Annotated in this window: 13 protein-coding genes; 4 read left to right on the top strand and 9 right to left on the bottom strand. The window is 57.0% G+C overall.

Translation table 11 applies throughout. The features are described from left to right. From ACGYKA_RS19785 to ACGYKA_RS19750, 8 genes are all read right to left on the bottom strand, one after another. A partial coding sequence (locus tag ACGYKA_RS19785; protein ID WP_394439850.1) for a TrkH family potassium uptake protein occupies positions 1–1255 on the bottom strand: 1255 nt, incomplete at its 3' end. 50 nt (positions 1256–1305) lie between these two features. Beyond that, positions 1306–1983, bottom strand: a complete 678-nt coding sequence (locus ACGYKA_RS19780) for a potassium channel family protein (protein ID WP_394414518.1) — start codon at positions 1981–1983, stop codon at positions 1306–1308. Between the two features lie 113 nt (positions 1984–2096). Further along, positions 2097–3035, bottom strand: a complete 939-nt coding sequence (locus ACGYKA_RS19775; protein WP_394414521.1) for an aldo/keto reductase — start codon at positions 3033–3035, stop codon at positions 2097–2099. A gap of 38 nt (positions 3036–3073) precedes the next feature. Next, the gene (locus ACGYKA_RS19770; RefSeq protein WP_394414524.1) at positions 3074–3868 is read right to left on the bottom strand and encodes an N-acyl homoserine lactonase family protein; all 795 of its coding nucleotides are present in this window, start codon (positions 3866–3868) and stop codon (positions 3074–3076) included. Then, on the bottom strand, positions 3865–4155 hold the full coding sequence (locus ACGYKA_RS19765) for a putative quinol monooxygenase (RefSeq protein ID WP_394414527.1): 291 nt from the start codon (positions 4153–4155) through the stop codon (positions 3865–3867). The genes ACGYKA_RS19770 and ACGYKA_RS19765 overlap by 4 nt, the downstream gene beginning before the upstream one ends. After that, on the bottom strand, positions 4155–5660 hold the full coding sequence (locus tag ACGYKA_RS19760; RefSeq protein WP_394439845.1) for a tripartite tricarboxylate transporter permease: 1506 nt from the start codon (positions 5658–5660) through the stop codon (positions 4155–4157). The genes ACGYKA_RS19765 and ACGYKA_RS19760 overlap by 1 nt, the downstream gene beginning before the upstream one ends. Continuing rightward, complete coding sequence (locus ACGYKA_RS19755; RefSeq protein ID WP_271689073.1) at positions 5660–6430, bottom strand: hypothetical protein; 771 nt, start codon at positions 6428–6430, stop codon at positions 5660–5662. The genes ACGYKA_RS19760 and ACGYKA_RS19755 overlap by 1 nt, the downstream gene beginning before the upstream one ends. Positions 6431–6497: 67 nt before the next feature. Then, positions 6498–7505 (bottom strand): Bug family tripartite tricarboxylate transporter substrate binding protein, encoded by a 1008-nt coding sequence (locus tag ACGYKA_RS19750; protein WP_394439842.1) that lies wholly within the window; start codon positions 7503–7505, stop codon positions 6498–6500. A gap of 218 nt (positions 7506–7723) precedes the next feature. Between ACGYKA_RS19750 and ACGYKA_RS19745 the strand changes: the two genes are divergently transcribed. Continuing rightward, positions 7724–8731, top strand: coding sequence for a Gfo/Idh/MocA family protein (locus ACGYKA_RS19745; RefSeq protein WP_394439840.1), 1008 nt, complete (start codon positions 7724–7726; stop codon positions 8729–8731). A gap of 46 nt (positions 8732–8777) precedes the next feature. Here the strand turns inward: ACGYKA_RS19745 and ACGYKA_RS19740 are convergent, their stop codons facing one another. Further along, a complete protein-coding gene (locus tag ACGYKA_RS19740) occupies positions 8778–9473 on the bottom strand; it encodes a GntR family transcriptional regulator (RefSeq protein ID WP_394414536.1) in 696 nt (231 codons plus the stop codon). 262 nt (positions 9474–9735) lie between these two features. Between ACGYKA_RS19740 and ACGYKA_RS19735 the strand changes: the two genes are divergently transcribed. The 3 genes from ACGYKA_RS19735 to otnK all read left to right on the top strand — a co-directional run. After that, on the top strand, positions 9736–10833 hold the full coding sequence (locus ACGYKA_RS19735) for an isocitrate/isopropylmalate dehydrogenase family protein (RefSeq protein WP_394414538.1): 1098 nt from the start codon (positions 9736–9738) through the stop codon (positions 10831–10833). A 3-nt stretch (positions 10834–10836) separates the two neighbouring features. After that, entirely contained in the window at positions 10837–11223 is a 387-nt protein-coding gene (locus ACGYKA_RS19730) for a methylglyoxal synthase (RefSeq protein ID WP_271689069.1), read from the top strand. A gap of 1 nt (position 11224) precedes the next feature. Continuing rightward, a partial coding sequence (otnK, locus tag ACGYKA_RS19725) for a 3-oxo-tetronate kinase (protein ID WP_394439835.1) occupies positions 11225–12027 on the top strand: 803 nt, incomplete at its 3' end.

The following is a 12027-nucleotide window of genomic DNA, read 5'->3' as shown; positions in this document are numbered from 1 at the left end:
GAACGCTGCGCGTGGCGAGGAAGAACCCGATTGCCAAGGGCCCGACCCGCCCGACGAACATAATCATCATGATGATGAAGCGTCCGATACCATCTAGTTCCGCCGTGATACCACGCGACAGGCCGACCGTTCCGAAAGCGGATGTAACCTCAAAGGCAATATCGGTGAACTGGCCGTCGTGGTTGATCGTCATGACGAATACCCCCGTCAGCACCAGCAACATTGAGATCGTGGTAAGAGCCAAGACCTTCATCACTTCATCCAGCCCCAAGGACCGCCCGAAGGCATGTAGCGTCGTCTGACGCCGAAAGAACGCGATCGTGGCAAGCAGCAGGACAAAGAGCGTGGTCACCTTGATCCCGCCCGCCGTCGAAGTGCTGCCACCACCCACCAGCATCAGCGTCATCGTCAGCAGGGACGTGCTGTCGTGCATCCCGCTGGTGTTGATCGTGTTGAAACCGGCGGTCCTTGGCGTGGTGCCCTGAAACCAACTCGCCCAAAATTTTTCAACGACGTTCAAGGAGCCGAGCGTTTCAGGGTTGCCCCATTCCAGCAGGCCAAACATGACACTGCCCCAAGTGATCAGCAGCGCCGTGCCAACCAGCATCAGCTTGGAATGTAGGGTCAGTTTGCGCCAATCCCGCGTGCGGTACACATCGCCCACCACGATAAACCCGAGCCCGCCAAGGATGAAAAGCGCAGGGATCACCAGATTGATGATTGGGTTTCCCACCCATTTCGACAGGCTGTCGGGATGCAGGGCAAAGCCGGCATTGTTAAAGGCTGAAATCGAGTGAAAGATCGCCTCCCACAGCCCGGCCCAGCCGAACTCAGGCACAAAGACCAGGGCCAAGAGCGCGGCCCCCACCGCCTCGCAAGCAACTGCGATAATCAGGATCATACGGGCAATATAAGACAGGTTCGACAGTGATGTTTGGTTCAGATCCTCGCGCAGGATCAACCGCTGCGGCATGCCAATAGGGATACCAAGCGCGCCCAGTAACAGCACCGCAAACGTCATCAGGCCGAGGCCACCAAGCTGAATCAGACCCGCAATGACCGCTTGACCGAATCCCGTAAAGGCCGCCCCGGTATCGGCAAGCACCAGCCCAGTGACCGTCACCGCAGAAGTCGAGGTGAAAAGCGCCTCGCCCAGGCCGATGTCACCGTGATGCGAAATCGGCAGCCACAGCAGGATGGCCCCCAGAACGATAAAGGCCAAATAGTAGAGCGACAAAAGCGCGGGCGGCGGCATTCGCAGGGTCTTTTTCCGCCGTAGTAGGGACCGAAAAGACAGGTTCATTATCAGAGGCTGGCCGCAAAGCTGTGCAGGTCTTTGCGCTGACCCAACAACAAGAGCAGATCATCGCGCTGCAACTGGCATTCGTCTCCATCCTGCCCGATGAACTCGCTCCCCCGCATGACACCGATGCAGCGCAGATTATAGGTTTTCCCATGCGGCAACTCGGTTAGCCGCTTGCCCTCTAAGCTCTCGGGGATGCGAAAGTTAACCACGTGGTAACCGTTGCCGAGGCTGACATAGTCCCGCAAAAGCGGATTGTGCAGGATCTGCGCGATATGCTGGCCGATTTCGACCTCGGGGTGCACGATTCTGTCCACGCCGAGCTTCTTCAGGATCCTGTGGTGGGTTCTGGTGGTTGCCTTGGCCCAGACGACCTGAACGCCCACAAGTTTGAGGTTCATCGCCGATAGGATGCTGGCCTCTAAGTCCGACCCCATGGCCACCACGGCTGTATCACAGTCAGCAAACCCGGCATCACGCAACGCTGCATCGTCACGGGCATCCACAATCATGGCTTGAGACAGCGTATCTGCGAAGTTAGCGACACGCGCTTCAGATATATCGATGCCAATGACGTGGTTGCCGAAACGTTGCAATTCCTTCGCAACAGAGCTTCCGAAATTGCCTAAACCAACGACACCGAAGGTGCGCTTTTTGATTTTTGTCACGTTGCTGTCCATCCGAACTGACCGTCCCGGAACATTGCCGCAACGCAGAATGATGTCAATCAAAGGGGCGTTTTGAGAGCTCGCATTTACGCGCGCGGTGAAGGCGCTTCAGCGCTACCAACCGATCACGGTAAGGTTTCCTCAGACCGGTCTGTCGCGGGCGTTGGTTTGGGGCTAAGGCGCGCAATCTCCTCGTAAATGTCTTCTGACAAGTCAAAAGTCATTGCATCTAACGACGGTTGCAGCTGTTCCACATTCCGGCCTGAAATGAGTGTGGAGGTTACCGCCGAATTCCGAGCCACCCAAGCCACGGCGAGCGTTGTTGGCGCAATCCCCATACGCTGCGAAAGCGCTGCCAGATCACGGGCGGTCTCATGCATCCATGGCTGCCCATAGCGGGTGGCATAGACCTTGTCCTCCCGCAAACGCCCCTCGGCGCCGCTGGTGTATTTCCCAGTAAGCAAGCCGCCCCCCAAGGGCGAGAAAGGACAGACAGAAATATCTTGGTCCGCACAGGCCGGGAGAATCTCTACCTCTACCTGCCGCTTCACAAGGTTATACATCGGCTGGCAGGCATCAATCTGGGTATCGATAACCTTACACACCGCTTGCGCCTTCATGATCTGCCAAGCCGCAAAATTTGACACGCCGATGTAGCGGATCGCGCCTTGCGACTGCATCTCGGCCAGGGTGCCAAATGTCTCTTCAAAAGGCGTCTCTGCGTCGAAGCGGTGCAAGTAGTAGATGTCTACCGCATCAATCCCCAACCGTTTGCGGCTTTCGTCTAAGGCGGCGCGCAGGTTGTCCGCAGTGGCGGGCCGGTCATTCGGTGCTTTGGTCCCGATGATCAGATCATCGCCCCTCGCCCTTAAGATCTGCCCCAACATATGCTCAGACGCGCCACCATTGTAGCTATAAGCTGTATCGAAGTGATTGATCCCCGCCGCGACGCAGGCCTCGAACATCTCTTGCGCGCTGCGGGCATCCGCCGTGCGACCAAATTGCATGGCGCCAAATCCCAAGCGTGAGATAGGGGTTCCATTCTTGGTTTTAATGCGGCTCATCAGCATACTTTCATTGGCAGGAGGCCAGGCTTCCTTAGTCAAACCGGCGGCAGGTTCGGCCCGCAATCCAGCCGCACAATGTGATCCGCCTTGTCACGAGGGAAGGACGACATAACCAATGGGTCATGTCCCGGAACGATCAGCTCGGGCTGACTGGCGAGCCGCTCAATCGTTGTGAACCCTTCCAGCATGTCCTGCATATCGACCACGATGGGAAAGGGCTTGCGGCTTTGGAAGTTCTCATAAAAATGCGCTGCATCAGAGGCGAGTACGAGCCAGCCCGCCGATGTGAACACCCGTACCGCTTGCAGCCCCCGGCTATGCCCGCCGATGCGGTGGACCGTTACTCCCTCCGCGACCTCGGCATCACCGTCATGGAAAATCACCTTGCCGGAATAGAGCCGCTTCACCGTCTCGCAAATATGACCTGCCGAAAAGGGCATCCGTAGCGTGTCATGACACATACACGGCCCCGTCGCGTAGGCCATCTCAGCCGCTTGAATATGCAATTTCGCGTTGGGGAAAAGATGCAGCCCGCCAGCGTGGTCGTAATGAAGGTGGGTGACGATAACGGTCTCGACCGCTTCAGGAGCGATGCCCAAGGGGGCCAAGGCGCTGCGCGGATCAAGCCGGATCGGCCGGCCACGCGCGTCAGCCTCAGCCGCGTCATAGCCCGTATCTACAAGGATCACCCGCTCTCTTTGGCGCAAGACCCAGATGAAATAGTCCATCGGGTGAGCCACATCGTGGCGGTCATCAAAAACGAAACTATCGCCTCTTACACGCGCGTTGCGATCTGCGTATTTGACCGCGTGGACCTCCCATTCGCTCATGATGCTACCGTGCTCCAGCTTGTGATATCTTTACCTGCCACCATATCAGCCGTGGCTGCACTAAACGCTTTGAAATGGGCACTGTCGCAATGTGCGTCAAAAGCTGCGCTGTCTGTATAGAGTTCATAGAGAAACACCTGCCCAGGCTTATCGGCATCTGTAAGCACATCAAAACGATGGCAACCTGCTTCAAGGTTTTTGGATTCCGCAGCATTTTTAAGCATCAGGGGCATGAATGCCTCCATCTGATCGGTTTTGATGCGAAAGGTGACGCAGATAGCAAACATTATCTTTTCCTCAGTTTTGCGAATGCCCGGCGGACCACGGGCATCTGCCCGGCAATCAGCGCCACGTTCAGCGCCAGCAGAACCGCCGCGGTTGGGCGCGTGAAAAAGCCAGACAGGTCGCCATCGCTCAAGAGCAAAGAGCGGCGGAAGGTTTCATCAAATAGCCCGCCCAGGATGACGCCGATGACCAGCGGCGCAATCGGATATCGCATCAGGTTCATAAAGTAGGCCAGCGCACCCACCCCGAGCATGAGATAGAGATCATTGATCCCGCCTCCCACGCTGAAACTACCAATGGTGGTCAAGATAAGTACGACAGGCAGAAAAACGGTCTGCGGCAGGCGCAGGATTTGTATGAATACCCGCGCTGTGAACAAGCCCATGATGAACATGGTAAGCGACGCCAGCACCATGATCGCGCAGACCCGGAGGATGATCGAAGGGTCAATCGTCGGACCAGGAATGATATTGTTGAGCTTGAACGCACCCATCAGTGCCGCTGCAGGAGGCGAACCGGGAATACCCAAGACCAGCAAGGGGATCAGCGCCCCCCCGATGCAGGCGTTGTTCGCCGTCTCAGACGACAGCAGCCCTTCGATTGATCCTTTGCCAAAGTTCTTGCCATCATGACTGGCCGACTTGCCAACGCCGTAGCTGACCCAACCGGCCACATCCTCGCCCACGCCGGGCAAAGCCCCCACCCCGGTGCCAATTACGCCGGAACGCGCAATCGTGGGCATATGCCGCCGCACGGCTGCAAGGTTAGGCAAGATACGCCCCTTTAGCGCGATGAGTTTGCCCGGATCAACTTGGCGGAGCCCTTCAATGATTTGAGGGATTGCGAAGGCCCCCATAAGCACCGGTACGACCTGAAAGCCTGACATCAGATAAGACCAGCCAAAGGTGTAGCGCGGCTCGCTCAACAGCGGGTCAAGCCCAACCATCGCCATCGCCAACCCCGCAAGCCCCGCGATCCAGCCCTTAACGACAAGGTCTTCGGACATGAGCGTTCCGGACAGCAAGATCCCGAAGAGCGCAAGCAAGGCCTTTTCAGGACTGGCGATGGATTGAGAGATCAGCAAGAGCGCCCAAACAAAGACCAATAGAGCAGCCGTTCCGATGAGCGTGCCGACGAAACTACCCGTGGTGGTCAGACCCAGGGCCTCGGCCCCGCGCCCCTGTTTAGCAAGTGGATGGCCATCCATCGCCGTGGCCGCGCTGGCTGCCGTGCCGGGAATATTAAGCAGGATCGAAGGGTAAGACCCACCGTAGATTGCGCCGACATAGGCGCCCAACAGGGCAATCAGCGCATAATCGAGCGGAATCTTATTCCCGAAAAAGCCCGTGAGGATCGTAACTGCCAAGGTCGCCGTCAGTCCCGGTAATGCGCCAAAGACAATGCCCAAGAAAACCGAGATGACAATATAGGGATAGGTAATTGGATCCGTGACAAGGGCAGAGAAAGCCCCTCCGAACCCTTGCAGTTGCGACAGGAAAAATTCCATCAGTCTCTCCAAAGCGGCCGAAGGGTGACGTAGTAGTGATACTCAATCTGTGAAAACAGCAGCCCGCCCCGGTTCGGCACATTTTGCCGAAAGCCAAAAGCCATTGCGGTCACGAGTATCAAAGGTGTCAGCAACGCAATCCAAGGGGTAGACCGTGCAATGCGGCTGCGATCATGCACTAACATCCAGACGCTCAGCAGCATCCATGCCGCCAACACGACCCAATCGTCATCATGAGGTTTGTTCCACTCCGCCTGCGGGAAATGCATAGAAAGCGCGTATATCCCGGGCAATGTCACTGCACCTGCCGCCTGCAACATTCGCCCGAGGCGCCCTGCGTGGAACCCGTAGATCAGCGCAGTAATCACCAGACCACTGGCAAGAATGAAATCGACACGCGGTACGAGAGCAAAAATAAACATGCCCATGATAACCGCAATTGAACCGATGCGGATAGCCTCTTGCCGGTTCCAGCCAAGACCCACGGAGGAGAATGCTCGCTTAGCCCCCCCTGCTTTGATTGCTATGCGCAGCAGGACCAAACCGAGCAAAAGCATGGCCAGCCAGATTCCAAAGGGAACGATCGCGGCAGAGTTGTACCACTCTGCACCACTCACCCCGGCGCGGTTCTCTCCTAGAAAAGGTATGAAGCTAGTGCGCCAAAGGAAGAAAACCGCACAACCGATCAGCGCCAGAGCGCCCCAAAAGTCGCGGGCGCGGAGCATCTCTAAATCTTTGTCGAGCTCCGCCTGCAGTTTTTCGATATCCATTTCGCTCCCCCAATCGGCAAAGCGGGGCGCAGATGCGCGCCCCGTTTACTTTTGTTATGAGTGGCCTTTAAGGCTTTTCGATGCCAAGGCTTTCCGGGTCGACCGTGGTCGAGCCAAGCTCTTTCAGCGTATAGGCAAAGGTGCTCTCCAGCTTGGAGAAAATTTCCTGTGCTTCCTCGCCGGATTGGCCGCCGATGTCATAGTAGTTTACAGCGGCCCATTCAGCCACGGTATCCGACGCCATCGCTTTGTCGAACGCTTCGGTCAAGGTGGTTTTCACCTCGTCAGAGGCCGAATTGGCGACACCGAAACCAATGGATTGCTTGAGCGGAAGGTAGGCTTCAAGCCCGTCATACATGTCGAATGCGGATGGGATCGTGGTTTCTCCCAACTTGCCCTCTTCGGGGGTCAGCATCGCCAGCGGGCGCAGCTTACCACCTTCGATCAAAGGCGCCTGCTCAGCCAATGATGTTACGACCAAAGCCACTTCGCCCGCCATCGCCGCTTCTTGCCCCGCAGCGGAACCTTCATAGGGGATGAATTTGAACGAGACATCCGCACCTTTCTCAATGGCGAGCAGGTTTAGGTGGTGGATCGACCCCGCCCCGGATGCCGCAGCAGGGATTGAGCCAGGCTTTTCGTTTGCGGCGTCAATAAGCTCTTGCAGTGTGTCGTAGGGGCTATCCACGGGAACTGAGATCAGATCGGGCGAACCGCCGATGATGAAGGGGTACCAGAAATCGAACTTCTGATCCCAGCCTCCTTGAACGGCAGCCGTCACATTGGATTCAGAGATGCCTGCCAGCGTATAACCGTCGTCGGCTTGGTTCTGGACAAAGACCATACCATTGGATCCAGCTACGCCGCCTGTTTGGTTGGTGACGTTGATCGACACTGGAAGATGTTTCTCCATCTCGGCCATGATCATCCGGTTGATGCTGTCGGTACCGCCGCCCGCGCCCCAGACGACAACGTCTGTGATATCGCGGAATGGGTATTCTTGCGCCTGCGCCTGAACGGTCAGTCCGGCGCCCAGCGTCGCGGCAAGCGCGGCTAATGCAAATTTGGTTTTCATCTCATCCTCCCAATGGATATGGTGCCTATTGCATTTATCTGCGTATACATTAACAAATGTGTTGTCAACTCACACGTCGGTTTAGAGGGGCGTTTCTATCCGCCCCCTGCCCTAGACAGGCGGCAGGAGCTGCCGGAAAACAGGGCTGCTGATGCAACAGAGGGTATAGGGCAGGCAGTACCCGCAGGGCGCGCGAGAAAAGAAAGAGGAACGAAGATATGACTTTACGGATCGCCTGCTTGGGAGCTGGCTATTTCAGCCAGTTTCACATCGATGGATGGCAACGCATAGAGGAGGTGAGCCTTGTTGGTGTTGCAGATCGTTCCTTGGAGAAAGCAGAAGCCTTCGGCGCCCCTGCCTTCGACAATATCGATGCCCTCTTGGCGACCAACCCCGATATCGTCGATATCATCTTACCGCCTATTGGTCACGCGGAAGCCATTCGCAAGGCGCTTCGCCAAAGCCCACAAGCTATCATCTGTCAAAAGCCCTTCTGCACTTCATTGCAAGAAGCCCGCGAAATCACCCAGCTGGCCGAGGATGCCGGTGTGCCGCTCATCGTCCATGAGAACTTCCGCTTCCAGCCCTGGTACCGCAAGATCAAGGCCGCGCTTCAAGCTGGCCAGATCGGCACCACGCTACAGGCCAGCTTTCGAATGCGCCCGGGCGATGGTCAGGGGCCGGACGCCTATCTTGCCCGCCAGCCCTATTTTCAGAAGATGGAGCGCTTCCTAATCCATGAGACCGGCGTTCATTGGGTCGACACCTTCCGCTACCTCTTTGGCGAGCCGAGCCACGTCTACGCCGATCTGCGACGGGTGAACCCTGTCATCGCAGGTGAAGATGCAGGCTATGTCACTTTTGACCACCCGGGTGGAGTACGGGCTTTGTTTGACGCCAACCGCAGCCTGGACCACGCCGCTGATAACACCCGCCGCACGATGGGCGAGGCGTTGATTGAAGGAACCGATGGCACGCTCACGCTCTATGGAGACGGATCAATATGGCTTCGCCCCTTCGGCATGCTTGAGGCAGAAGAGATTGCGCCCCCCGACCAGCATGAGGGCTTCGGCGGGGATTGCACCAAAGCCTTGCAAGACCATGTCGTGTCGGCCCTGCTGAATGGCTCCGCATTGGAGAATGAGGCGCGCGATTATCTACGCGTGATCAAGATCGAGCATGCAATCTACCGCTCTGCCGACGAAGGCCGCAAACTAGCGGTCTAGCCGCGCCACGGCTCAGGCGATACGCCTCTACGGCGTAACGCTTTGCTCAAAACCGCGAGAGGTTGTTCTGCTCCAACAAGGAGATCAGGAGGGCTTTGGCCTCCACCCTATGTTCGTGGTGCAGTTCACGGGCGCGCTCTGGCTCAGCATTTCGGATCGCATCATAAAGCGCGCGGTGGTTTTCGTTCGATGCATGGGGCAATGGGCGCATGTAGAGGGTCAGCAACCGCACGCGATGCACCTGAGTGCTGTACATTGCAATCACCTCTTCCAGACGCCGACTTCCAGACAGGGACACCAGCCCTTGATGGAACCGATCATCCGCCGCCGCCCATTCCTTGCGATCCTCGCGCTTCAGCGCAGATTCCATCTGGACGAGGCTCTCATCCAACCCACTCAAGTCCTTTTCTGGATACGCGCGCTCTGCAGCCTTAAAGGCGGCCAAGGGCTCAAGCTCAATCAGGATATCATAGATCTCAACCATATCAGCGATGGTCAGCGGCAAAACGCGAATACCATGCCGGGGCCGAATTTCGACCAAGCCACGAGAGGCTAAAATTACGGCAGCTTCTCGAATGGGCGTGCGCGAAACACCCAGCATCTCTCCGAGTTCGGCTTCAAGGTAGTTAGAACCCGGCGGCAGTTCGTTGTTGGTAATCATCCCCTGAAGGATACCGGCAACACGAGCAGCTTGAGAGACCGGCTTCTCGACCTCCGCCAACTTTACCTTGCCAGCATTCATTCCAACGGCTCCCTCTCGTTCTGCTCCCAGAAAAGATAGCCTGAAAGTCATTGACTATCAATGCATCAACGCATACGCAGTTAAATACGTGGAGGAGCAGGCCATGCCGGCCGGAAGCTGTAAGGGAGCATTGCCGCTAGCCCTTCGCCCCACTGTGATGGGCGAAGTTGCATGGTGACCCAGCAGAGGTGGCAATCGTCAGCAGAGAAAACGGGCGCGGGCCTGTTCCCCCCAAGAAAGTATTGAGACCAAGGAAAATGACATGGCTTCTGGTTTGAAAATCGCCCTTATCCGTGGGGATGGGATCGGTATCGATGTGGCAGACGCGACCATCGAAGTCGTCAACGCAGCCTGCGAGATTTGCAATGCTCCTGCCCTAACCTATGACGAGATCAACGCGGGCGCGGGCTACTATGCTGAAACCGGGCAAGATATTGAACCGGGGGGCGAAGAACGTGCAGGCACGGCTGATGCGATTTTCTTAGGCGCGATCGGGCTCCCTTCAATCCGCCATGAGGACGGCACCGAAATCTCACCTCACCTACGCCTGCGCGACCGCTTTGGCCTTTACGCTGGCATTCGCCCGATCAAGGCCTATCCCAACGCGCCGCAACGTTTGGCGGACCCTCGCGCCGCCCAGATCGATATGGTTATCTTGCGTGAGTCCACCGAGGGGCTGTTCTATTCCGCCGCTGCCCATAAACGCAGCGAAGTGATCGGTGACACCGAGGTGCGCGACACCCTTCGCATTACCCGCGCGACCACGGAGAAGCTTCATGATTTCGCGTTTAAACTGGCTCAGAAACGCAAAGAGCGCGGAAAGCCCGGTCGCGTGACATGTGTCGACAAGGCCAATGTTTTCACATCGATGGCTTTCTTCCGCAAGATTTTCGACGAGATCAGACCGAACTACCCCGACATCGAGGCGAACTATAACTACGTCGATGCCCAAGCGCTCGATCTGGTGCGGCGCCCTTGGGATTTCGATGTCATGGTAATGGAGAACATGTTCGGCGATATCCTGTCTGATCTGGGCGGTGGTCTGATCGGCGGCATGGGCATGGCTGCTTGCGCCGAAATTGGCGATGAGAACGGTCTTTTTCAGCCCGCCCATGGCAGCGCCCCTGATATCATGGGGCAGGACAAGGCGAACCCACTTGCCGCAATCCTGAGCGGAGCCCTGATGCTGGACTACCTTGGCGAACGCTCAGGCGACAGTCGGTATACCGACGCGGCCGCTTTGATCGAAGCTTCCGTCGATAAGGGTTTTTCCGCCAATGCGCTGCGCCCGATGGAATTTGGCGGCGATATGGGCACCCTTGCAACAACACGCGAAGTCGTGGCCGGCCTTAAGGGGTAACCGATGCGGATTGCGCTGGTCGCTCATGATGGCTGCAAGGACGCTTTAATTGCGTGGTCTACCCGCCATAAGGCGGTATTGGCGCAGCAAACACTCTATGCCACCGGCACGACGGGCAAACGTATCGCTCTGGAAACGAAGCTCAAGATCACCCGGCTGCTAAGCGGACCGCTTGGGGGCGACCAACAGCTTGGCGCGATGATCGCAGAGGGCCGAATTGATGCCTTGGTCTTTTTCTTCGATCCGCTTTCAGCGGTACCCCACGATGTGGACGTCAAAGCCCTGCTGCGGGTCTCAGCGCTGTATCAAGCGATTGTCGCAACCAACCGTGCAACCGCAAATCTACTTATCGCGGCTCTCGAACGCGATATCGATCTGAAAGGATACTGAAATGCCCATCGTTCTTGGCGCTATCGCCGATGATTTCACCGGCGCCACAGATCTTGCCAATACATTAGTCGGTGAAGGGATGCGGGTCGTTCAGGTCATCGGCGTCCCCGGCCCCGAAGCGACCTATGGCGATGCGGATGCGGTTGTTGTGGCGCTGAAATCACGAACGGCGCCAGTAGAGGATGCAATTGCCGAGTCCTTGGCCGCTTTGGAGTGGCTCCAGTCGGAGGGCGCTGAACAAATCCTATTCAAATACTGCTCAACATTCGATTCAACACCGAAAGGAAACATCGGGCCAGTCGCTGATGCGCTGCGCGAAGCGCTGAGTTGCGAACTCACATTGATCTGCCCTGCTTTTCCTAAGAATGGCCGGACAATCTACAACGGCGTGCTCTTCGTCGAAGAGTTGCCCTTGGCGGAAAGCTCGATGAAAGATCACCCGCTAACGCCAATGCGCGATTCAAACCTTATGCGTCTGATGGAGGCGCAATCCACCGGCAAGGTAGGACTCATTCCCGCATCAATCGTTCAACAAGGTGTGCCAGCCATCCGCGCAAGAATGGAAGCGCTGATAGCAGAAGGCGTTTCTTACGCCGTCATCGACGCGCTCAACGAAGCCGACCTACGAACCATCGGCAAAGCTGCGACAGATCACAAGCTGATCACCGGCGGCTCGGGTATCGCGCTTGGTTTGCCAGCCAATTTCCGCGGACGGGGCAAAATAGCCCCGAAGCAAGATACCGATTTTCTGCCAAACGAAGGCCGCGCGCTGATTTTGGCGGGCAGTTGCTCGGCCGCCACGCG

The organism is Sulfitobacter sp. 1A15106 (assembly GCF_043556995.1).
In the GTDB taxonomy this organism is placed as follows: Bacteria; Pseudomonadota; Alphaproteobacteria; order Rhodobacterales; family Rhodobacteraceae; genus Sulfitobacter; species Sulfitobacter faviae.
This window is presented reverse-complemented; position numbering and strand designations above follow the sequence as displayed.